This is a genomic window from Rhodococcus sp. NPDC058639 (genome assembly GCF_042717545.1).
In the GTDB taxonomy this organism is placed as follows: Bacteria; Actinomycetota; Actinomycetes; order Mycobacteriales; family Mycobacteriaceae; genus Rhodococcus.
Map to the genome: position 1 here is coordinate 527,007 of NZ_JBHXRF010000003.1, position 23,042 is coordinate 550,048.

19 protein-coding genes and 1 tRNA gene are annotated in these 23,042 nt (G+C 67.6%); 9 read left to right on the forward strand and 11 right to left on the reverse strand.

The features are described 5' to 3' along the window. Positions 1-299: 299 nt before the first annotated feature. Positions 300-1,406 carry a class I SAM-dependent methyltransferase gene (locus tag ACFWU2_RS08185; protein WP_378603667.1) on the forward strand — a complete coding sequence of 369 codons (1,107 nt, stop codon included), beginning with the start codon at positions 300-302 and terminating at the stop codon, positions 1,404-1,406. Positions 1,407-1,425: 19 nt separating this feature from the next. Here the strand turns inward: ACFWU2_RS08185 and ACFWU2_RS08190 are convergent, their stop codons facing one another. The 6 genes from ACFWU2_RS08190 to ACFWU2_RS08215 form a co-directional block, all read right to left on the reverse strand. After that, the gene (locus ACFWU2_RS08190) at positions 1,426-2,082 is read right to left on the reverse strand and encodes a MazG family protein (protein ID WP_378603670.1); all 657 of its coding nucleotides are present in this window, start codon (positions 2,080-2,082) and stop codon (positions 1,426-1,428) included. Further along, complete coding sequence (mfd, locus tag ACFWU2_RS08195; RefSeq protein ID WP_378603673.1) at positions 2,079-5,732, reverse strand: transcription-repair coupling factor; 3,654 nt, start codon at positions 5,730-5,732, stop codon at positions 2,079-2,081. Before mfd ends, ACFWU2_RS08190 begins: the two co-directional genes overlap by 4 nt. A gap of 102 nt (positions 5,733-5,834) precedes the next feature. Continuing rightward, positions 5,835-6,416 carry a PIN domain-containing protein gene (locus tag ACFWU2_RS08200; protein ID WP_378603675.1) on the reverse strand — a complete coding sequence of 194 codons (582 nt, stop codon included), beginning with the start codon at positions 6,414-6,416 and terminating at the stop codon, positions 5,835-5,837. Positions 6,417-6,436: 20 nt separating this feature from the next. Beyond that, complete coding sequence (locus ACFWU2_RS08205) at positions 6,437-6,766, reverse strand: helix-turn-helix domain-containing protein (protein WP_378603678.1); 330 nt, start codon at positions 6,764-6,766, stop codon at positions 6,437-6,439. 84 nt (positions 6,767-6,850) lie between these two features. Beyond that, positions 6,851-7,492: a ScbR family autoregulator-binding transcription factor gene (locus tag ACFWU2_RS08210; RefSeq protein WP_378603681.1), complete on the reverse strand. Its 642-nt coding sequence runs from the start codon at positions 7,490-7,492 to the stop codon at positions 6,851-6,853. 113 nt (positions 7,493-7,605) lie between these two features. Beyond that, the gene (locus tag ACFWU2_RS08215) at positions 7,606-8,211 is read right to left on the reverse strand and encodes a TetR/AcrR family transcriptional regulator (RefSeq protein WP_378603793.1); all 606 of its coding nucleotides are present in this window, start codon (positions 8,209-8,211) and stop codon (positions 7,606-7,608) included. A gap of 236 nt (positions 8,212-8,447) precedes the next feature. On the opposite strand from ACFWU2_RS08215, the gene ACFWU2_RS08220 reads away from it, so the two are divergent. From ACFWU2_RS08220 to ACFWU2_RS08255, 8 genes are all read left to right on the forward strand, one after another. After that, a tRNA-Gln gene (locus ACFWU2_RS08220) sits at positions 8,448-8,519 on the forward strand. Between the two features lie 83 nt (positions 8,520-8,602). Next, positions 8,603-10,078, forward strand: coding sequence for a bifunctional UDP-N-acetylglucosamine diphosphorylase/glucosamine-1-phosphate N-acetyltransferase GlmU (gene glmU, locus ACFWU2_RS08225; RefSeq protein ID WP_378603684.1), 1,476 nt, complete (start codon positions 8,603-8,605; stop codon positions 10,076-10,078). Beyond that, positions 10,075-11,052 carry a ribose-phosphate diphosphokinase gene (locus ACFWU2_RS08230; RefSeq protein WP_378603687.1) on the forward strand — a complete coding sequence of 326 codons (978 nt, stop codon included), beginning with the start codon at positions 10,075-10,077 and terminating at the stop codon, positions 11,050-11,052. The genes glmU and ACFWU2_RS08230 overlap by 4 nt, the downstream gene beginning before the upstream one ends. A 56-nt stretch (positions 11,053-11,108) precedes the next feature. After that, on the forward strand, positions 11,109-11,738 hold the full coding sequence (locus ACFWU2_RS08235) for a DUF2461 domain-containing protein (protein WP_378603690.1): 630 nt from the start codon (positions 11,109-11,111) through the stop codon (positions 11,736-11,738). 155 nt (positions 11,739-11,893) lie between these two features. Further along, positions 11,894-12,571, forward strand: coding sequence for a hypothetical protein (locus ACFWU2_RS08240; protein WP_378603693.1), 678 nt, complete (start codon positions 11,894-11,896; stop codon positions 12,569-12,571). A 52-nt stretch (positions 12,572-12,623) separates the two neighbouring features. Further along, positions 12,624-13,595: a calcium/sodium antiporter gene (locus tag ACFWU2_RS08245; RefSeq protein ID WP_378603696.1), complete on the forward strand. Its 972-nt coding sequence runs from the start codon at positions 12,624-12,626 to the stop codon at positions 13,593-13,595. A 137-nt stretch (positions 13,596-13,732) separates the two neighbouring features. Continuing rightward, the gene (locus tag ACFWU2_RS08250; protein WP_378603699.1) at positions 13,733-14,701 is read left to right on the forward strand and encodes a TIGR03557 family F420-dependent LLM class oxidoreductase; all 969 of its coding nucleotides are present in this window, start codon (positions 13,733-13,735) and stop codon (positions 14,699-14,701) included. A 118-nt stretch (positions 14,702-14,819) separates the two neighbouring features. Further along, complete coding sequence (locus ACFWU2_RS08255) at positions 14,820-17,414, forward strand: LuxR C-terminal-related transcriptional regulator (RefSeq protein ID WP_378603702.1); 2,595 nt, start codon at positions 14,820-14,822, stop codon at positions 17,412-17,414. On the opposite strand, the gene ACFWU2_RS08260 is transcribed toward ACFWU2_RS08255, so the two are convergent. Genes ACFWU2_RS08260 through egtA form a run of 5 tightly spaced genes read right to left on the reverse strand, consistent with a single transcriptional unit; the run spans position 17,362 to position 22,889 of the window. Beyond that, positions 17,362-18,621 carry an MFS transporter gene (locus tag ACFWU2_RS08260; RefSeq protein ID WP_378603704.1) on the reverse strand — a complete coding sequence of 420 codons (1,260 nt, stop codon included), beginning with the start codon at positions 18,619-18,621 and terminating at the stop codon, positions 17,362-17,364. The genes ACFWU2_RS08255 and ACFWU2_RS08260 overlap by 53 nt on opposite strands. 42 nt (positions 18,622-18,663) lie before the next feature. Next, positions 18,664-19,620 (reverse strand): L-histidine N(alpha)-methyltransferase, encoded by a 957-nt coding sequence (egtD, locus tag ACFWU2_RS08265; RefSeq protein ID WP_378603706.1) that lies wholly within the window; start codon positions 19,618-19,620, stop codon positions 18,664-18,666. Then, a complete protein-coding gene (gene egtC / locus ACFWU2_RS08270; protein ID WP_378603708.1) occupies positions 19,617-20,366 on the reverse strand; it encodes an ergothioneine biosynthesis protein EgtC in 750 nt (249 codons plus the stop codon). The genes egtD and egtC overlap by 4 nt, the downstream gene beginning before the upstream one ends. Beyond that, positions 20,359-21,705, reverse strand: coding sequence for an ergothioneine biosynthesis protein EgtB (gene egtB, locus ACFWU2_RS08275; protein ID WP_378603711.1), 1,347 nt, complete (start codon positions 21,703-21,705; stop codon positions 20,359-20,361). Before egtB ends, egtC begins: the two co-directional genes overlap by 8 nt. Beyond that, a complete protein-coding gene (gene egtA, locus ACFWU2_RS08280) occupies positions 21,666-22,889 on the reverse strand; it encodes an ergothioneine biosynthesis glutamate--cysteine ligase EgtA (protein ID WP_378603714.1) in 1,224 nt (407 codons plus the stop codon). Before egtA ends, egtB begins: the two co-directional genes overlap by 40 nt. Between the last annotated feature and the right edge of the window lie 153 nt (positions 22,890-23,042).

Consider the following 23,042-nt stretch of genomic DNA (forward strand, 5'->3'; position numbering starts at 1 on the left):
AGCCACTTGCGTAGGCACCCACCCCGCGCTTGCCCGACCCGCACGCGAAATAGGAATTGCTTCGAGACTAAAGGCAAGACCCACACCTTTCAAACGGTAGCCATAAACAAACTTCTGGTATGTTTGACAGAGGTTTTCAATCTTTGAGTCATGGCTACACCGCTATATGCGATATGCAGGTCGGCGCTCAGGCACCCACGAGGAGAAGGAACTCTCATGGACGAACTCCCGGCGCCCGATCGGAGCAGGCATACCCCGATGTCCTCGGGCGGCGGCACCCGCCGGACCGGACACGCGCGGTGACGGGGTGCCGCGCATGCGGTCATCCGGATCTCGATCCCGCCCTCGACCTCGGCCGCGTGCCACTGCCCGGCCGTTTCCCCCTTCGGGAGACTCCCGTTCGCCCCGACGAAGTGCGCAGCCGCCTGGCGATGCTGCTCTGCCGCGCGTGCGGGCTTGCCCAGCTCGGCTGTGACGCCGGTCCGGACGCACACCGCACTGCAGTCCGGCCCGAAGACCGCGACGTCGACCACGCTGTCCGGATCATCTGCGAGGCGGGCCTGCTCTCCGGGGGAACCATCTCCGAATTCGGATCACCGGAAGGTGAGCGATGGCTTCCGCGATTGCAGCCCTTCGGTTTTCGATCTCCCCGACACGGTGAGCCCGCCTCGGTCGTGGTGGACTCCTTCGTCCTCGAACGAGAACTCGATCAGCGCCGCGCTCTCCGGGAGCGGGCGGCTGCGCTGGCTCCGGACGGCACACTTCTGCTGGAATTCCATTCGCTGTCCGCTGTCATCGCCCAACGGCGCTGGGATGCCCTGCAGTACGGACGTTTCGCCTATTACACGGTGACGACACTGCGTCGCGCTCTCGAGGATGTCGGCCTGCTTCTCTGGAACGTGTGGCCGATCGGACCCACCGCGGACGTGATACTCGCAGCAGCGTTCTGCGAAGGCGAGCTGTATCCCGAACCGTTCGTCCGCCGGCGACTCGCCGCCGAACGCGAAGAGGGCATCACCACCGTTCGTACGGTCCGTGTCCTCCAGTCCGCCGCCAACCGTGACGCTGCCGCACTTCACACCTGGCTGCGGCAGATGGCCCTCCGGCATCGAACCGTGATCGCCTACGGCGCAACGGCCTCCACCGTCACCTTGTTCACGCGCGCCTACGTGAGTAGCACCCTCGTCGCCGCTGTCGCCGACGGCACACCGGGTCACCACGGCCGCCGGATGCCAGGTACCGACGTACCCATCGTGGCGCCTCATCTGATGGCGTCTGCGGCACCCGACCACATACTGGTGACCGCGCCACGGGAGCTGGCCGAATTGCGCTCGCGCTACCCGGAACTCGGCGACCGGTGGACGTTGCCGCCCCGCGGAACGGACGAGCTATCCGGGGACGGTTGAGAACTCGCCGGGAGGCCGGTCAGCCTATCCAGTGACGCTTCCATGTTTCGGCGTCGTGCGGTCCGGCGCCCGCCGACCGCTCGGCCGTCCGGATCGCATCGGCGAACCGCAGCACGACGCCTCGCAACGCCGCCTCGGTGTCACCCGAACCGTCGATCCGGACCGTTCTCAGCTCGTCGGGTATCAGCTCGTCGGGGAATCCGGCGCGTCGCGCGCGTTCGAGTACCTTGTCGACCAGGGCCAGGCTCGGCTGCGCCATGGCGATCCCGTCGAGGCACGACTCGCGGGCCTTCTCTGCTCTCTTCGCGACCTCCCACGCGGCTTCCTGCTCCGCGACGTCCAGCGGCCCGGTATGGCCGTTGGACAAGTGGGGGCTGCGCGCCGCGAGCTTGGCAACGAGGGTCGCGGCGACGTCGTCGACAGTGAACGCGCCCGACTCCTCGGCGATCCGTGAATGGAAGAGCACCTGCAGCAACAGGTCGCCGAGTTCCTCCCGTAGGGAGTCCGGGTCACCGGACTCGATCGCGTCGAGCACCTCGTAGGTCTCTTCGACGAGATATCGGCGCAGCGACTCGTGGGTCTGGGTGACCTCCCATCCCCCGAACGCCCACAGCCGGTCCATCACCTCCGCTGCTTCGCGCAGCCTGTCACCCGGCCCGGTCATCTCCGCACTCACACGCCCACCGGTACCGGGGCGCTGATGTCCACCGAGCCCTGGGGCTTTCCGTCCATCGCGAGGAGGAAGTCGGCGATGAACTGGAGCAGTTCGACGTCGCGGACACGATCCGAACCGATGCCGCCGGTGCGCGGGATCGGCAACTGCACGGTGCCGCTCGTCGGCCGGTACTGCGCGGACGGATAGAGCCGCTTGAGCCGCATCTGCTTCGAGTCCGGCAGCTCGAACGAACCGATCTTGAGTTGCGAGCCGACCACGGTGACCTCGTCGAGGCCGTACTCCCGGCACAGCAGGCGCAGTTTCGCGACCGACACGAGCCTCCGGACCTCCTCCGGCATCGGACCGTACCGATCGACGAGTTCGTCGATGACCGTGTCGATGGCGTTGTCGTCGTTCGCAGCGGCGAGTTTGCGGTATGCCTCGAGACGGAGCCGGTCGGACGTGACGTAATCGGACGGGATGTGCGCGTCGACGGGCAGGTCGATGCGTACCTCCTTGGGCGCTTCGTCGGTCGAGATCGGGCGGCCGTCTGCAGCAGCGCGGAATGCCTCGACGGCCTCACCCACCAGCCGCACGTAGAGATCGAATCCGACCCCTGCGACGTGGCCCGATTGTTCGGCGCCGAGCACATTGCCCGCGCCGCGAATTTCGAGGTCCTTCATCGCCACGGCCATGCCCGCACCGAGATCGGAGTTCTGGGAGATCGTCGCGAGCCGGTCGTATGCCGTTTCCGTGAGCGGCTTCTCCTGCGGATAGAGGAAATACGCGTACCCACGTTCGCGCGACCGCCCGACACGACCGCGCAACTGGTGCAGCTGCGACAGCCCGAGCGAATCCGCCCGCTCGACGATGAGTGTGTTGGCGTTCGGGATGTCCAGGCCCGTCTCGACGATCGTCGTGCACACGAGTACGTCGAAGTCACGTTCCCAGAAGCCCTGCACGGTCTTCTCCAGAGTGTCCTCGTTCATCTGCCCGTGCGCGACCGCCACGCGCGCCTCGGGGACGAGATCGCGGATCTTCTTGGCGGCCTTGTCGATCGAGCTGACGCGATTGTGAACGTAGAACACCTGGCCGTCGCGCAGCAGTTCGCGCCGGATCGCAGCGGCCACCTGCTTGTCGTTGTAGCCACCCACGTAGGTCAGGATCGGGTGCCGTTCCTCCGGTGGAGTGAGGATCGTGGACATCTCGCGGATGCCGGCCATACTCATCTCGAGCGTGCGCGGAATCGGCGTGGCGGACATGGTCAGGACGTCGACGTGGGTACGCAGCGCCTTGATGTGCTCCTTGTGCTCGACGCCGAACCGCTGTTCCTCGTCGACCACGACGAGACCGAGGTCCTTCCAGCGGATACCCGTCTGCAGCAAGCGATGCGTGCCGACGACGATGTCGACGGTGCCGTCCTCCATGCCCGCGAGGGTCTCGCGGGATTCGGCGGCGTCGGTGAAGCGGCTCAGTCCCTTCACCACAACCGGGAACGCCGCCATCCGCTCGGTGAAGGTCTGCAGATGCTGCTGGGCAAGCAGGGTCGTCGGCACGAGCACCGCGACCTGCTTGCCGTCCTGGACGGCCTTGAACGCGGCCCGGACCGCGATTTCGGTCTTGCCGTACCCCACATCGCCGATGACCACCCGGTCCATCGGTACGGGCTTCTCCATGTCGCCCTTGACCTCGGAAATGACCGTGAGCTGATCCTGGGTCTCGGTGAAGGGGAACGCGTCCTCCATCTCCTTCTGCCAGGGAGTGTCCGGGCCGAAGGCGTGGCCGGGCGAAGCCTGCCGCGCCGCGTACAGCCGCACCAGCTCACCCGCGATCTCACGGACAGCCTTGCGCGCCTTACGTTTCGTGTTCGCCCAGTCCGAGCCACCGAGCTTACTGATCGACGGGAGTTCCCCGCCCACATAGCGCGAGAGCTGATCGAGCGATTCCATCGGCACGAAGAGGCGGTCGCCCGGTTGACCACGCTTGCTCGGCGCGTACTCGATCACCAGGTACTCGCGACGGGCTCCGCCGATGGTGCGTTCGACCATCTCGACGAACCGGCCGATACCGTGCTGGTCGTGGACCACGTAGTCGCCCGCGGTCAGCGCCAGCGGATCGACCTGGTTGCGGCGCTTGACAGGGGTCTTACGCGCCTCCGTCACCACCCGGTTGCCGGTGAGATCGGCTTCGGTCACGAGGACCAGTCCCGGCACCACGTTGTCGCCGTTGCCGGTAAGGACGAGACCCTCGTGCAGCGCACCGCGGAGGACGCCGACCTGTCCCCGCACCGGTTCCGCGCCGGGTTCGAGTTCGGCCGCGGGGACCTCGTTCTCCTTCAGCCGCTCGAGCACGCGTTGACCCGTGCCGGTGCCGGCCACCACGATCACGGCACGTCCGCCGGTGGTGACGTGGGCGCGCAGGTTCGCGAACAGCATCGACAGCAGTTCCTCGGAACCGCGGATCTCGGGTGCCGACTGCACGGCGAGGACGGTCTCGGTGTCCGCACCCGATTCGAGCTGGCTCAGCGACCACCACGGTGTCCCCTGGGCCTGCGCAGCCTCGCGCACCTGTCGCAGCGACCTGTACGCCGACGCCGCGAGGTCGAGCGTGTTCCCGTCGACCCCCTTGATGTTCGAGGTGTCCAGCGGCGCGGCCCCGCCGATCGACGCGGCGGTCCACGACGCCTCGAGGAATTCCTGGCCGGTGCGCACCAGGTCGGTTGCACGGGTGCGCACCTTCTCCGGATCGCACAGCAGGACGTGAGTGCCGCGCGGGACGACGTCGGTGAGCAACTGGAGTTCTCCCGGCTGCAGCACAGGCAGCAGCGCTTCCATGCCCTCGACCGGGATTCCGCCGGCCATCTTCTCGAACATCTCGGCGAGCGCGGCGTCGGCCGGGTTGTCCGCGGCGAGTTTCGCGGCGCGCTCCTTGACCGCGTCGGTGAGCAGGAGCTCACGGCACGGTGGTGCGATGAGGGTGGTGATCTCCAGTTCGGGGATGGAGCGCTGGTCGGCAACCGAGAACGGCCGCAGTTCCGTGACCTCGTCGCCCCAGAACTCGATGCGCACCGGATGGTCCGCCGTGGGCGGGAACAGGTCGAGGATGCCGCCACGGACCGCGAACTCTCCGCGCTTGCCCACCATGTCGACGCGTGTGTAGGCGAGTTCGGCGAGCCGCGCGACGAGCTCGTCGAAGTCGTGTTCGGAACCGAGACGCAGCGTGACGGGCTCGATTTCTCCGAGTCCGGGCGCCATGGGCTGCACCAGGGAACGCACGGTGGCGACGACGATCCGCAGCTCCGGGCCGAGATCCCGATCGTCCGGGCGCGCGAGCCGACGCAGCACCTCGAGCCGCCGGCCCACCGTATCGGCGCTCGGCGACAGGCGCTCGTGCGGCAGGGTCTCCCAGGACGGGAACTGCGCGACGCTGTCCCCGACCATCTGAGCGAGTTCGGCGGTCAGGTCGTCGGCCTCGCGGCCGGTCGCGGTGACCACGAGAACCGGGGTCTTCTCCGCGAGGGCTGCGGCAACGAAGGGACGAACCGCGGACGGCGCGACCAGCGACTGCTCGGCAGTGCCGACCAGTTCACCGATCCTCTGGAACTGGGAGTCCAACAGCGCGATCCGCGCCAATCCGGACAAGGGGGTGGCGGCCGGGGGCACAGCAGACAAGGAAAGCGCTCCTGAGTTTGAGACGAGAACCTTATCGAGTCTATGCCTCGCGCGGGATCTGCGTCAGGACCGAGCGGGCAACATGGGTCACCCTCGGCACACTCACGTCGCCGCCGCGTAGCCGCGGAGCAGATCGGCACTGTTGTCGCCCAGGGCCGAACGTGCCCACGCTGCGAGCCGCACCAGCAGATCCGCGTCGCTCGGATCCGAATCGGATCCCGGGTCGAGCCACCGTCGGCGCACCATCCGCAGCAACGACCGCTGTGCCCGCGCGGGGTCGGCGTCGAGTGCGAATGTGACGAAGGCGTCGCGGGTCCACGCTTCGACACCGGATCGTTCCAGTGCCTGCGCGATCACAGCGTCGGCCGTGACCACCGCGTCCGCATGGCAGAGCAGCGCCACGGAGGTGACGTGTGTTTCCCTCGGGTCGATCACGTACGGCACTTCACGCAGAACCGGGGTGGGCCAGGTCACCCGCGCGTCCGGAAACGCGCGGTCCAGTTCGGCGAACAGATAGTCGCGGGTAGGGCGGGCCAGGTGTTCCGGCAGCCGGCGATCGGCCTCCGCGATGATGCCGTCGCTCCAATACGGCTGGTACAAACCGTCTTCCGCAAAAGCGAGTGCGACATCCCGGACCCGCGCGTTCGCCAGGACCGTCGCGTCGAGGACGACTCGGATCGGCACCGCTCCCCCTTCGTCGGGCGTCAGAACTTCTCGTACATGCCTTCGCGGCGGGTGAGATCGGCGAGGTTGTCGAGCACCTCGGTGCGGATCCTGGTGTGGCGTTCGCCGAGCGCGAGGACCTCGGTCCGGGGCACCCGGCGATGCAAGCCGTGAAATTCCGCGGTCAGCGCGCCGGTGTCCACCAAACGGGCGGCGAAGCGCCGCGAGCACCCGAGGACGTCCGCGACCTGCGCGATGGTCAGCAATGCGGGCACCGCCCCGATCGTGACGGCAGTGTCCGGTCCGAGGTCCTCGAGCAGACGTGCCAGTTCCCCGGGCGCCTGGCGCGCGTCGAACGGTCCGAACGTCACGGCGGCGATGCTGTCAGCACGACGGAGGGAATGCAACGACCATCCGGGCCACCCGAAGTCGTGACCGCAGTGGACCCACCGCGTTCAGGACTGCAACCGCAGTCTGCGGGCCGCGAACTGGCGGAAGTACTCGAGTTTGCTCGGCGGGACCACCGACGGCAGTAGCAGGCTCCACATCGCCTCGATCCGCTCGGTCAGATGCTTGGTGCCGCTCATCGCCGCTCCCACGGTGCGCGCACCGATGCCGGCCTCCATCAGCAGCAACGCGAACGCGTCGGTGTCGACGTGCTCGGCCAGGTCGCCTTCGTCGCCTGCGCGCCTGGTGAGTTCCTTCAACTCCTCGAGCCACATGTCGAACGGGCGTTCTTCCGCACCGCGGTAGTCGCCGATTTCGACGAGCAGGCGGAACATCGCGCGCACGACCGGATCGGTTTCGGCGAGGTCGACGTTGAGCACCGACAGTTCGATGGCTGCTTCGAGCGCCGGCGCGCGCCGGTCCGTCTTCCCGGCGGTTTCGGCGGCCATCCGGGTGTACCCGGCGTCGATCACGCCGCGCGCGAGTTCTTCCTTGGAACCGAAGTGGAAGTACAGGGCGCCTTTGGTGACACCCGCCTCTTCGATGATCTCGTTCAGGCTCGCGTTGGCGTAGCCTTCCCGCACGAATACCTCGGCGGCTCCTCGTAGTACCGCCTCGCGCGTCACTTCAGCGCGTACCTGCCGTCCCACAGAGACCCCGATTCTTCGTTCGCCGATGGGCGTCGGTCGTGCACTCCTGTGAAGACAACCGTAACACCGATTATCCTGTTGACGATGCGTTGCAGCACCTCGAAACAGAACGACTACGAGCCGATGTGCTCGTTTCCGAGCGCCGGGTCTGCTTCCAGACGGGTCAGCCCGTTCCAGCACAGGTTGACGAGGTGGGCCGCGACAACTTCCTTCGACGGCGTCCGTTCGTCGAGCCACCAGGTCGCCGTCGTGGCGACCATCCCGACCAGTGCCTGCGCGTACAGAGGCGCGAGTTCCGGATTGAGTCCTCGCCGCGAGAAGTCGCCGGCGAGCAACTGGCCGACCTGGCGCATCGCCTCGTTGAGGAGACTCGAGTAGGTGCCTTCCTCCGCGGCGACCGGCGAGTCACGCACAAGGATGCGGAACCCGTCGGTGCGCTCCTCGATATAGGTGAGCAGCGCGAGGGCAGCACGCTCGACCCGCACTCGTGAGCGGTTCCGGGTCAGGCTCTCGGTCACCATCGACATCAGCACCGTCATCTCGCGGTCCACCACCACCGCGTAGAGCCCTTCCTTACCGCCGAAGTGCTCGTACACGACAGGCTTGGACACCTGGGCCCGCTGCGCGATCTCTTCGATCGACGCGCCGTCGTAACCGCGCTCGGCGAACAACGCCCGTCCGATCTCGATGAGTTGCTCGCGGCGCTGCGTTCCGGTCATCCGGATCCGGGGCGCGCGCTCGGCGCCTTTCCGACTGGTCCGCTCGGTGCGGTCCTGCGACGATCGCGACACGGTTCGTCCTTTCCGACGCACCACGTCGGGGCATCACTCTGGGTCGGTCGCCGCCCAGACTATCGACAACGAGCAGATCACCCCCCACGTTCGACGCCGGACGCCTCCCGTGCGAGGATCAGGGACGCATGCCCGGAGTGCCCCGCGCGCCGGGGGTGTGGCAGTCCGCCGTGGTGTAATCGGCAGCACCTCTGATTTTGGTTCAGATAGTTCAGGTTCGAGTCCTGGCGGCGGAGCGGGGACCGTTTTCGGGGAGCCGTCGCGCTCCCGTGCGCACGCGGCAATTCCGTGCGTATGCAGACCTTGTCGAGGGAGCTACATGCAGGTGCAGACCGCGATCATTGTCCTGGCAGCCGGAGCAGGAACCCGGATGCGGTCGAAGACCCCGAAGGTTCTGCACAGTCTCGGCGGGCGCTCGATGCTCGCTCATTCCCTCCAGGCGGCGAGCGCACTGGAGCCCGGACATCTCGTCACCGTGATCGGGCACGAACGCGACCGGGTCGGCGCCGCAGTGGCCGAGTTTGCCGAGGACACGGGTCGCGAGGTGCGCATCGCGGTGCAGGAAGAGCAGCGCGGAACCGGCCATGCGGTCGCATGCGGACTCGCCGAACTGCCCGCCGACTTCGCCGGGACAGTGCTGGTCACCGCCGCCGATGTACCCCTGCTCTCGCCCGAGACGCTGCGCGAGTTGCTCGAGACGCACACAGAACCGGAATCCGCCGCGGTCACGGTCCTCACGACCACCGTGCCCGACCCCACCGGCTACGGACGCATCGTGCGGACCACCGACGGTGATGTCGCGGCGATCGTCGAAGAGAAAGATGCCACCCTCCGCCAGCGGGCCATCGTCGAGGTGAACACCGGCGTGTACGCGTTCGACGCGGCCCGTCTGCGGTCGGCGCTCGGCAGGCTCGACACGGACAACGCCCAGGGCGAGCTGTACCTGACCGACGTGGTCGAGATCGCCCACAGCGAGGGTCTCGCGGTACGCGGACTGCACACCGAGGATTCGGTCCAGGTCGCCGGAGTGAACGACCGGGTCCAGCTCGCAGCGCTGACCGCCGAGCTGAACCGCCGGGTCCTCACGCGGTGGATGCGCGACGGAGTGACCGTCGTGGATCCGGCGTCCACCTGGATCGACATCGACGTCGTGCTCGGCACGGATGTCACCCTCCATCCCGGCGTCCAGTTGCACGGCCGCACCGTGATCGCAGAGGACGCGGTCATCGGACCGGACACGACGCTCACCGACGTGCAGGTCGGTGCCGGTGCGTCTGTCATCCGTACCCACGGGACCGGCTCGGTGATCGGCGCCGGGGCGACCGTGGGACCGTTCACCTACCTGCGTCCGGGCACCGAACTGGGTGCGAACGGCAAGCTCGGCGCATTCGTCGAGACGAAGAACGCCCAGATCGGTTCCCATTCCAAGGTGCCGCACCTGACGTACGTCGGGGATGCGGAGATCGGCGAGCACTCCAACATCGGCGCGTCGAGTGTGTTCGTCAACTACGACGGCGTCGAGAAGTACCGCACCGTGGTCGGATCCCACGTACGGACCGGCTCGGACACCATGTTCGTGGCCCCGGTGACGGTGGGCGACGGTGCCTACACCGGTGCCGGAACGGTGCTCCGCCGCGACGTCCCACCGGGGGCGCTGGCAGTGTCGGGCGCGCCACAGCGCAATATTGACGGGTGGGTCCAGCGAAACCGCGCCGGAACCGCCGCTGCCGAGGCAGCATCGAGAGCACAGCAGCAGCACGACCACGATCGGCAAAAGGACGGCCAGGACCAGTGACCAATTGGATCGACAACCAGAAGAACTTGATGCTCTTCGCCGGCCGGGCGCATCCCGAGTTGGCCGAGCAGGTCGCCAAGGAACTGGGTGTACCACTCACCCCGCAGACGGCACGTGACTTCGCCAACGGCGAGATCTTCGTCCGGTTCGACGAGTCGGTGCGAGGCTCGGACGCCTTCGTACTCCAGAGCCACCCGTTCCCGCTCAACCAGTGGGTCATGGAACAGCTCATCATGATCGACGCCCTCAAGCGCGGTTCCGCCAAGCGCATCACCGCGATCCTGCCCTTCTACCCGTACGCGCGGCAGGACAAGAAGCACCGCGGACGTGAGCCCATCTCGGCTCGTCTGATCGCGGATCTGCTCAAGACCGCGGGTGCGGACCGCATCATCACCGTCGACCTGCACACCGACCAGATCCAGGGCTTCTTCGACGGCCCCGTCGATCACATGCATGCGCAGGGCCAGCTGGCGGAGTACATCCGCGGCAAGTACGGCGTCGACAACATCGCGGTCGTCTCCCCCGACTCCGGTCGCGTCCGGGTCGCCGAGAAGTGGGCCGACACCCTCGGCGGCGCACCGCTCGCGTTCATTCACAAGACCCGCGACCCGCTCGTCCCGAACCAGGTCAAGTCGAACCGCGTGGTCGGTGACGTGGAGGGCCGGACCTGCATCCTGATCGACGACATGATCGACACCGGTGGCACCATCGCCGGAGCGGTCCGCGTCCTCAAGGAGGCCGGTGCCGGCGACGTCATCATCGCCGCGACCCACGGTGTACTCTCCGACCCGGCCGCCGAGCGCCTCGCGGCGTGCGGTGCCAAGGAAGTCATCGTCACCAACACGCTGCCCATCCCGCCGGAGAAGCAGTTCGACACGCTGACCGTGCTGACGATCGCGCCGCTGCTGGCACAGACCATCCGCGAGGTGTTCGAGAACGGTTCGGTGACTTCGCTGTTCAACGGCGTCGCCTAGAACCTGCACCACGAGGTGGTGACTGCCGGGCCGCACGGACCGAAAGGCACTCCTCGATGTTCACCGGTTTCCCGACCGCGGCTCTCGACTTCTACGAGGATCTCGAGGCCGACAACAGCAAACCGTTCTGGGCCGCGCACAAGGCCGTCTACGACGACTGCGTGCGCGGCCCGATGCTTGCCCTGCTCGCCGATCTCGAGCAGGAGTTCGGGCCGGGCAAGGTTTTCCGGCCGTACCGGGACGTCCGGTTCAGCAACGACAAGACCCCGTACAAGACCCATCAGGGCGGCTTCGTCGCGACCGGCCCGGGTGTCGGCTACTACGTCCAGATCGACGCGGCGGGCCTGACGGTCGCCGGTGGGTTCTATTCGGGGACGCCCGCACAGGTGGCGGCGTACCGCAAAGCCGTCGACGACGAACGACGTGGAACCGAACTCGGCGCGATTGTCCGGCGACTGCGGCGCGGCGGCTACGAGATCGGTGGTTCGACGCTGAAGACGCGACCGCGTGGCGTGGACCCCGATCATCCGCGTCTCGACCTGCTGCGGCACCGGTCACTGAACGCCGGACGCAGCGACGTCTCTCCTCCGTGGATCGACAGCACGCGCACCCTCGACGAGGTGCGCAACTCCTGGCGAGCGTTCCGGCCGCTGGTGGAGTGGCTGACCTCGGCGACCGCTTCTTGACCTGCAGACCACCTGGTATGGAATTGCAGTGTGCCGCAATGGTTTGCCTTTAAACCTGGAGCGTGATGATCTTCGTCACTTCCGGTGGGCTCCGTTGCAGGTCGCGCCGGACCGGGGTGCCGCACCGGTGAGGTCCTGACCTAAAGTTGCTCCTCGTGATCGACGCGCAGACTCTCGAGGCCCCCACCGAAAACGCGACAATCCGAACCTCGCGACGGTGGTCCCCCGGGGCATGCGTCTGGTGTGGAGACACCGATTCGGTCGAGGAATATCGCAACGAACCCCGATGCGCGACTTGCCGACACCACGAATCGGTGATCGAGGAAGCCCGTCGTTTCATGGGCATGTACGGTCTGCGCCCTATCGGGGGAACGCTCCAGTCGGATGACGACGAGGAATACGAGCATCGCGTCGGTGCCCGCGATTCCCGTCGCGTGCTCAACGAGATCCGGCTCGAACACCAGCCCGATCCCGAGCTTGTCAGGAAGGCGCTGCGGCCACGTGCGGCCGCCGTCGTCGCCGAGGGCAAGCCTGCCACCAAGCGCGCCTCCGCGTCCTCGTCGTCGTCCGCTTCCAGCGCCCGTCCCGCGTCCTCGTCGGCGAAGGCGCCGGCCCCCGTCAAAAGCGGTGCGGTCGATATCGACGAGATTCAGACCCGTGCTCTCGCGTTGCTCGACCAGCTCACGTCGATCGACGCGCAACTCGCGCGCGTCGCCGAGCAGAGCGGTCTTGCCGCCCGAGCCCGTCGCAGCGATCTCGAGAAGCAGAAGGCCACCGTCCTGCGCACTCTCGCCGCGCTGGAGAAGGCTCGCCTGAGCGCGACGTCGAAGTAATCCGAGTGCGGACAGGAAGCCACCCGCCCGTCTGCGCGTTACCCTTCGGCCGATGAATTCTGTCCTCGGTCTCGTCACCGGCCTGGTCGTTCTCGTGGTCGGGGCCGAGGTGCTGGTGCGCGGTGGTTCCCGACTCGCAGCCCGGCTCGGCATCACTCCGATCGTGATCGGGGTGACTGTCGTGGCCCTCGGCACGAGCGCACCCGAACTCGCGGTGGGACTCGAATCCGCCGCAACGGGAAACTCTGGTCTCGCGCTCGGCACCATCGTCGGCACCAACATCGTCAACCTGCTGCTGATCCTGGGACTCAGTGCGCTCGTCCGCACGATCCACCTGGGCACACAGACGCTCCGCATCGACCTTCCGGCCATCACCGCAGCCGCGCTCCTGCTGTGGGCGACGTCCGCGGACGGCCGGATCACACCGCTCGAAGGTGCCGGTCTCATCGCGTTCGGGCTGCTCTATACCGTCCTCGTGATCCGCGCCGGCCGAGCCGAAGCCGCCGCCGTCCGCCTCGAGTACGCCGACGAGTTCTCCCCCGACCCCGTCCCCTGGCGGCTCGGCGCAACCCTCACCGAGGTGGCGATGCTGCTCGGCGGGATCGCCATCGTCGTACTCGGTGCGGAAATCCTCGTCGACGCCGCGGTCGCGTCTGCCCAGGCGCTGGGCGTCTCGGACACGGTGATCGGATTGACCGTCGTCGCGATCGGTACGTCCGCACCGGAACTGGTGACCACGATCGTGTCCACGATTCGCAACGAGCGCGACATCGCGATCGGCAACCTTCTCGGTTCCAGCGTCTACAACATCGTGTTCATTCTGGGCGCGACCGTGCTGGCGACCCCCGGCGGTGTGGCGGTGCCCGACGAGATCGTCCGTGTCGACCTGCCGCTGATGGCTGCGGTCGCATTTCTGTGCATCCCTGCGTTTCTCACGGGCCGGCGGCTGTCGCGCGCCGAGGGTGCACTGTTCATCGCGTCCTACGGTGTCTATCTGACGTTCCTGCTCACGACCCGCACGTGACCGGTCACGTCAGCGCGAGATCGGCGAGTTCCGCTGCCAACGGCGCCAGACGACGCGCGCGGTGCCGCGCGCCGTTTCCGGGTCCGCCTCTCGGGTACCCGCAGTAAGTCCCCCATCCGTTCCTATGAGGAGTGCGCATGAAGTTCGGGTACAAACTCGCCTCCGAAGCCTTCGGTCCCGGCGAATTGGTACGGCAGGCAGTCGCCGCGGAAGCCGCGGGTTTCGATTTCGTCGAGATCAGCGACCACTACCATCCATGGCTCGACGTGCAGGGGCACTCGCCGTTCGCATGGTCGGTGCTCGGTGCGATCGCAGCACGCACCGACACCGTCGGGCTCGCCACCGGCGTGACGTGCCCGACCATCCGGTACCACCCGGCGATCATCGCGCAGGCCGCCGCGACGGTCTCCCTGCTGTCCGACGGCCGGTTCAGTCTCGGCGTGGGCTCGGGTGAACGTCTCAACGAACATGTCGTGGGCCTGGAGTACCCGTCCATACGACATCGCCAGGTGATGTTCCGGGAGTCGCTGGAGATCATCCGGCTGCTGTGGTCGGGCGGATATCACAGCTACGACGGTGAGTACCTCCAGCTCGACGAGGCACGCGTCTTCGACCTCCCGGAAGTATTGCCCGACATCGTGGTCGCCGCGGGCGGACCCGACGCTGCACGCCTGGCCGCCGAGTACGGGGACGGGCTCTTCACAACCGAACCGTCGTCCGAGCTGGTCGAGACGTATCGGAGCGCCGGCGGAACCGGGCCACGCTACGCGGAGATGTCGGTGGCCTGGGCACCGAATGCGGACGACGCCGCAGATGCGGCGCTGCGCACCAACCGGTGGGGTGTCACAGGATGGAAGGTGATGAGCGAACTTCCCAATCCGGTGAACTTCGCCGCGGCCACCGAGACCGTGCGGCGCGAAGACATGCTAGAGAACTTCGTATGCGGCAGCGAGCCCGAGGCCTACCTCGACCTCGCACGCACTCATGCCGACGCCGGGTACGACCATCTCGTGTTCATGAATGCCGGACCCGACCCCGACGGCTTTGTCTCGTTTTTCCGCACCGAACTCCTCGAATCGCTGCGCGCCCTTTCGGCATCCGGCTGATCGTCGCAATTCACAGGGTATTTCCCACATCCGACCAGGTAGTCTTTACCGATCAGGCGTGTCGGGGGTCTCGTTCGCAGCCTCGGCATCCAGCCAGGCAATCCTCGAAGGAGCTTGCGTGAGCATCCCCGCCGCCGGTCGCGTCGGCGTACCACAGTGGCGTGCTCTCACCTGTGCTCTCGCACGACCCCGGTTGTTCGCCGCACTCGACCGCGGTTCGCCTCTGACGGTGCTCGATGCGCCTCCCGGTTTCGGCAAGCGCACCCTCGTCGCGTCCTGGCTTCACGGTGGCGGCGCCGAGGGGCGGACGGTGGTGTGGGTCCCTCCCAACCGCGCGAACCCGGGGCACCACGCGACGTGGACGGCCGTCCTCGAGACTCTGAGGGAACACGGCGACGATGCGTTCCCGCACGCCTCCGATCCGGATGAGGCGGGAGCCGACCCGTTCACCCGGGTCGTGCAGTCGTTCCGGGCGTGCGAGAGGCCGGCTCTCCTGGTCCTTGCCGGCGTCTTCGATCCCGCGACCACGCTGCCCTGCGTCTACGAACTGCTGAACCGATGTCCCTCCCTCGATGTCATCGTGTGTTCGCCGGGGACCACGGACACCGACCTTTCCGGCGCCACCGAGCAGGGGATCGACTGCACCTACATTCCGACCGAGCAGATGGCGTTCGCGCCGGCCGAGACGTCGAAGTTGTTCCGAAAGGCGGGTGTGGCACGCACCGACGCCGAGTGCCATGCCCTCCACCGTGCGTTGGGTGGCGTCCCCGCCCATCTCGCCGCGTCCGTCACCCTTGTCCACGCCGCACCCCGGCGACTGGTCGACTCCGACGGCGCACCGGACCCGCGTCTGGCCCACATGATCAAGCGCTACGCCGAGGCACGTCTCTCCGAATTGGACGACGAGTCACGTAATTTCGCGCTGTCGATCGCGGCAGCGCGCAGCACCGACGCGACGACCGCCGTCGAACTCACCCGGCATCCGGATCCCACGACGGTGCTGAACGTCATGACGATGCGGGGCCTGCTCGTCGTGTCCCGGCCCAGCGGCGTCTGGCGGTGGACCGACGCGGTCCGCTCCGCAGTCCTCGAGATTTCCCGTACGGCACGACCGGGACACGTCGACGCGCTGCTGGTGGAGTTGGCCAGGCGGCATCGAGGCGACGAGAATCCGGTCGAGGCTGCAACCTACGCCGTCGAAGCCCAAGACTGGGAGATGGCGAAGGAAATCGTCTTCTCGTCATGGGTCACCATGGTGGACAAGCACTTCGGTTCACTCGTGAGAATCCTGCGCCGCCTTCCGGTGACGACACTCGACGAATACCCCTCGATTCTCGCGGGACGGGCGCTGTTCAGTCAGATGCTCGACGAGCACGCCATCCTGCACTCGTCGCTGCCGTCCGACCCCGCCGATCTCCGTGAACTCGGCAGGACGAAGGAGGCTCCTCAGGCGTTGTTCGTCGGGACCGTGCAGACGCTGGCGCTGCGGGTGGGAGGCCGGGTCGACGAAGCGGCGAGGCGGACATTGAACTTCGAGCCGCTGGTCGATTCCATCCTCGAGCACCAGCCCGACGCCATCGCACCGTACCTTCCGGTGCTCCGCATGCAATGGGCGACCACTCTCCAGCTCGCGGGACTGCTGGACCGGTCGACCCCCGCCTTCCGCCGCGCCTATCGGGGTGCGCACGCGTCGGGAATCACCTTTGCGGTCCAGAACGCGGCGGGCAGTTCCGCTTTGAACTGGGCGGTGACGGGCGACAATCCGCGTGCTCGCGAATGGCTGGACATCGAACAGCGCGCCGAACCCACCGAGGGGCACTGGGGCCCGATGGTCCGCGTGGGCGGCCGGGCAGCGACGGTGTTGCTCCACCTCGACTCGCTCGACCTGGACGCCGCGAGTCACGCGCTCGATCTGCTCGGAACCCCGCGCGAGTCGGAGGAACTGTGGGGGTTCATCGCCTACTGCCGGGCGTACCACGCTCTCGCCGTGGGCAATCCGTACGACGGATTGACCGGTGTACACCAGCTGATCACGTCGCATCGCGACCGCCACGGGCCCGGCTCACTCTCCCGGGTGCTCCTCGGCGCGGCGGAGGTGGATCTGCAACTGGCTCTGGGTAACGGCAACCTCGCCCTCGTGCGCGCCGAGGAGGACTCCGCGGGCCACCCCGTGCTGATCGTCCCCTGCGCGCGGATGGAACTTCTGACCGGTCATCCCGATGCCGCGCTGACGAAACTCCGCCACGTGCCGTGGCCGGAATGCGGTTTTCCTCGCGCACATCTCGAAGCACTGCTCATCGCAGCGGCGTGCCACCTCCACATGGAGGATCATGCGGACGCCGTGCGCGACTGGCAGCGCGCCTGCACTCTTGCACGGACTCTCGGGAACCGGCGCGCGTTCACCACGGTGCCGGCGCGTACCGTGACCCGGTTGGAGGAGCTGAGCGGCATCGCGGTACCCGGAGGGCCGGTCGACGCAGTATTTGCGGAAACGGTGCCGCGCGCGGAATTGTCGCCGCGCGAAACCGACGTTCTGGTCCTCCTCGCTCGCGGCTCGACGCACGCCGAGATCGCCAAGAAGTTGTTCGTCTCCGCCAATACGGTCAAGACCCAGTTGCGCAGCGCCTATCGCAAGCTCGGGGCGCACTCGCGCACCGAAGCTATCGGGCGCGCCCGCGAACTCCGGCTGCTCCCCCTCGACCGGGAGTCGTGACCGCGGAATCGGCTCCGGTCCGGTTCCCCTTCGCGGCGACCCGGATGTCGACTATCCATACCGTGGCGGTACACAGCGAAAGGCCGACACCGAGCAGGCACACCGCCGTCCATCCGCCGGACGACCAGGCTACGGCCCCCAGGGCCGATCCCGACGCCGCGCCGACGAAGTACGTCGTCATGTACACCGAGTTGAGCCGCGAGCGCGCATCCGGATCGAGCGCGTAGACGATGTTCTGGTTGGTGATGTGCACCATGCTCACGGCAAGGTCGATCGTGACCATCCCGACCACGAACCACACCAGGGATACCGAACCCGCCGCAAGCGCCGCCCACGACATGACGAGCACCGCGATCCCGGCCGCGGTCGTCAGAGCGCCGAGGCCCCGGTCGACGAGCCGCCCGACCACGGAGGCTGCGACAGCGCCGACCACCCCGGCAAGTCCGACGAGACCGATCTCGAGTTCTCCGAGCCCGTGCTCCGGACCGGACAACAGGAATGCCATCGTCGAGAACATCGCGCTGATCGAGGCAAAGCTGAGCCCACCCAACAGGGCACGCGTGCGCAGCCGTGGGTGCTCGAACACCAGCGTGCCGAGCGACCGCAGTGTCGCACCGTAGCCTTGGCGTGCCGTCGGCATCGTCGCCGGCAGGACGCGCCACAGAGCGAGCGCGACTGCCGCGGTGAGGACTGCGCCGATGCGGTACACGGTGGACCAGCCGCCGACTTCGGCGAGCATCCCGGAGACACTCCGCGCGAGCAGGATGCCCACCAGCAGGCCGCTCATCACGGTGCCCACCGCAGCGCCGCGCTTCTCGGGGGTCGCGAGCGTAGCCGCGAACGGCACGAGGACCTGGGCAGCGACGGAGAACAACCCCGCCATGGCGGTCCCCACCATGAGCACACCGATGCCGGGTGCGAAACCGCTGATTCCCTGGCCGGCCGCGGCCGCCAGCATGAGCATCACGGCGAGCCGCCGCTGCGGGAACACATCGCCGAGCGGCACCAGGAAGATCAGCCCCAGCGCGTAGGCGACCTGCGCGACAGTGACCGTCGCGGCCGCCGCCGAGTGCGACGTGCCCAGCGCGGTCGCGATCGACTCGAGCAAGGGCTGGTTGAAGTAGTTGCCGCCGACGCACAGCCCCGTCGCCACCGCCATGAGCAACAGCACGGGGGTGGTCAGCGTGGGACGGGACTCCGAGGGCATACCCACCACAATCCCTCCCGCCGCACGTGGGTGTCCAACCGATCAGCGGCGGGCGGCACCCAGCACGACGAACCGGCCGTCGCGGTCGATCCATTCCCGGTGCACCACGAACCCGGCCTGGTCGAGTTCCGCCCCGAGGCCGTCCAGCCGGAACTTCGCCGAGATCTCGGTGCGGATCTGCTCACCCTTCTCCAGCGACACTTCGAGATCGAGTCCCGGCACCGACACCGTCATCGTCTCCGTCGCCTCGAGGCGCATCTCGATCCACTCGTTGTCCGGGTCCCACACGGCACGATGGGCGAAACGATCCGGGTCGAAATCGGCACCCAGACGGTTGTTGAGCACCCGCAGCACGTTCCGGTCGAACTCCGCGGTGACTCCGGCAGCATCGTCGTACGCGGGGATGAGCACCTCCGGATCCACCACGAGTCCCGCCCCGAGCAGAAGCCACTCGTCACGGTCGAGGATCGACGCGAGTCCGGAGAGGAACGCGGCGCGTTCCTCGGGCACCAGGTTGCCGATCGTGCCCCCGAGGAAGGCCACCATCCGGCGGCCTCCCGAGGGAAGACGTTCGAGCGATTCGGTGAAGTCACCCACCACGCCGTGTACCGACAGCCGTGGGTACTCCACCGACAGCTGTGCCACCGCGGTGCGCAGAGCCGGCTCCGAGACGTCCTGGGGTACGTAGGTGTGGATGTACGGTTCGAGCGCATCGAGCAGCACGCGGGTCTTCTCCGATGAGCCCGACCCCAGTTCGACGAGCATCTCCGGGCGCGCCGAGTCGGCGATCTCACCCGCGTACTGTCGCAACAACCCGAATTCGGTGCGGGTCGGGTAGTACTCGGGGAGCCGCGTGATCTCTTCGAAGAGTTTGCTGCCCCGCGCGTCGTACAGCCACGTGGGCGAGAGATATTTCGGGGTCGACGTCAACCCTCGGTAGGCATCGGCGCGGAGCTTCTCGTCGAATTCTTCGGGTTCGAGATAGACGTCGACTGTCATGGAGCCTTGACCTCCAGCGGGGAGACGATGAGCTTTCCGGGTATCGCATGGACGAGATGGCGGTCGGGCACCGGCTGCCAGCGCGGGTCGTCGTCGTACGGTTCCGAGGCCACGATGGCGACGTCTTCGTCCACAAGTGTCCACAACGAGTGGTACCACGCCGTCGCCCACATCTCGGACCCGTTGCACAACAACAGGTTCAGCCGGGATTCCGGAGCGGCACCGACGATGTCGCGCACAAGGGACATCACAGCGATGTCGGGTGTCCCGGACCGGAGCCGGTGGCGCAACAGCATCCACAGGGCCGCGGAGTCGGTCGGCGCATCGAGTTGCAGCAAGTCTTCGACGGGCAGTGTGGACGCGAGAGCGGCGAGGGATCCGGGCCATCCTCGGACCGCCCCGTTGAGACTGAACCCCCAGCGCGCGTCGCCGAACGGTGCCGCCGCGGACCGTTCCACCGGCATACCTTCCGTAGCCGATCGCAGCGCGACCATCAGGGCTCCGCCGCGTATGCCCGACAGCCCCTCTCCCACAAAAGGATCCGACCAGATCGGTGAGGCCGACCGGTACCGGCCGAAAGTTCCGTCGTCGCGCCACCAGCCCACCCCGAAACCGTCGGCATTGATGGTGCCGCCCCCACGCATGTCGCGGGGCGCGAACGACTGGCGAATCAGGGAGTGGGGGCCGCGATGGAGAAGCTCCGCAGCTCCGGTGGCCGGTCCGAGATAGCCCAGGTGTCTACACATTCGACTCCCCGGCACCGGCCGGGCTGTATGCGAGGCGGAAACCCGCGAAGATCTGGCGGCGGATAGGAAGATCCCAGTTGCGGAAGGTTCCCCGGCACGCGACCGAGTCGGTTCCGAACGAACCGCCGCGCAGTACCCGATAGTCGTTCCCGAAGAACACTTCCGAGTACTCCCGGTACGGGAAGGCCCGGAAGCCCGGGTACGGCTCGAACGGTGAGGAGGTCCACTCCCACACGTCCCCGATGAGCTGGTGAACGCCGAGCGGTGACGTCCCCGCCGGATATGCGCCCACCACGGCCGGGCCGAGGTGACACTGTCCGAGGTTCGCATGCTGGGGGCCGGGCTCCTCGTCGCCCCACGGGTATGCGCGGCTGCGGCCGGTGGCGGGATCCCACCGCGCTGCCTTCTCCCACTCGAACTCGGTCGGCAGCCGCCCACCCGCCCAGCGGGCGAACGCCTCGGCTTCGTAGAAACACACGTGCACCACCGGTTCGTCCGGGTGCAGTTCCACGATCCGTCCGAACGACCGCCGTGCACGCCGGCCCGCAGGATCGTAGGTCCAGAAGCGGGGCGCCTCGAGCTCGGCGTCACAGCGGTGCTTCCATCCGGGCTCGGACCAGAGTTCGGGTCGCCGGTACCCGCAGTCCTCGACGAATTCGAGGTAGCGCCGGTTGGACACCGGCACGGTGTCGATCGAGAACGCGGGCACGTGGACGCGGTGCGCGGGCTGTTCGTTGTCCAGCGCCCACGGATCGCTCGACGTCCCGATCTCGACCTCGCCGGCAGGCACGAGAACCCGGCTCTGCTCCGGTGGCGTTCCCCGCCGCGGCGCCTCCGGGGCCTCGAGCAACGGTGGCCCCTCACGCAATTGGTGGGTGGCGAGCATCGTCTCGTTGTGCTGCTGCTCGTGCTGCGCGACCATGGCGAAAACGAATCCGTCACGCGTGAGTTCGGAATCGAAACTCCCCTGGTCCAGCGCATCCCAGGTGGCGGCACGGACCTCGTCGACGTAACGACGCGCTTCGTCCGGGCCGAGCAGCGGCAACTCGGGCCGTGTCGCGCGGGGATGCAGGAACGCGTCGTACAGGTCGTCGATACCGCTTCGCAGCGGCGGCCGGCCTCCGACCTCCCGCACGAGCCACCGCTCTTCCTGGTTGGCGATGTGCACGAGATCCCAGACCAGCGGGCTCATCAACGGCGAGTGTTGCGTGGTGAGTTCGGAGTCGGGGAGATCGGTCAGGAATCTCGTCCGGGCGCGCGCACGCTCCAGGTGCTGCCGGAGCCGGGTACGCGCGGCCGTCACCGCCCGGTCACCTCCGGCGCACGCCCCCGCAGGCATCGGGCTGCGGCGGCATCGAGAGCGCTGGTGAAACGCATGTCGCGCGAGGATTCCGCGGCGAGCGACAACAGTCCTGCTGCCGCGGCCCGCAGTTCGACCGCCCCGAGCCCGACTCGTGCTGCCTCGCTCCACATCTCCCGAACCGGAGCCGCGACGGCAGTGGCTTCCCTCGTCACCGCCGGTGTACTGAGCAGCGCCTCGATGGCGGCCACGGGCACCTGCCACAGGTCACCGGGCTGGGCATCGATGTACCGAACCTCGAGGTGTCCGCGTGGCCGCACCGGAGGGAACAGCGTGGTCATGTGGTAATCGAGATCGCCGACGGTGGGGCGGCGGCCGATTTCGGCGTCGAGACGTCCGTCGAGCCAGTCGGCGAACGTCGCGCCCTGTGGGGCATGCCATTCCGGTTCGCCCGAACGTACGCACGTCAACGGCGCGTCGATCACCCACGCCGGATAGCCGGCCGGGTCAGGAACATCGGTGAGCTCGGGGTCGAGTGCCAGCCACGCGCGCATCCGTTGCGACACCCACTCGCCGTCCGGAGCGCCTCGCATGATCGGCGAGCACGCGAACGCGGCGATCATCGCCGGGCCCATGGCGTGCAGCAGCGTCCAGCGGCGGTCGATGTCGTCGTCGTTCTCACCGGCATCGACACTGACCTGCACAGCGGCGGTGTTGTTCATCATGAGCCGGCCCATCGGCCCGGTCCGGTCGTAGCGCATTTCCATCGCCCCGTACCGGGGAGTGTGAAGCAGCCGCTGCGGGGGCCGGATCGCGTCGGAGGCGCCGTCGAGCATCGTCACCGAACGCCGCGCGAGCAGCGCGCGGAGCATCCTCGCGTCGGCGCTGAGCCGATCGCATACCTGACGCGCGGAGGTGCAGGGCGCGCTCGACAGTTCCACCTGGCCACCGGGCTCGAGGCTCACCACACTGCCCGACGGGAGCGGTCTCTCCGACGACGGCGGCAGGACCGTCCGGGGCGCATGGGAGCCGAGCGCGTCGACGAGGGAGGACAGTTGCGGGCGCGCGGCCGTGATGTCGGCACGCGCCGTGAGCCACTCGAGTTCGACGCCGATCAGTCGTGGTGGACCGGCACGGAAGCTCACCTCCCGGACGTGCTTTTCCGCAGCCCCGCGTGTGCCGAGTCCAGCCCGAGCGTGCGATACCGGAAAATTGATCGACATCACCACTCGATTCACCCCCCACGGCTGCCTGACAAGGTCTGCGAACGAGACTAACGCGCGTCGGCACGCAACGCGGGGAGATCGCCTCCGCCCGGGTGGCAACCCGGTTGGATTCCGGCGCGGCGGGATACTGTCCGGGAGGACCACGCCGAC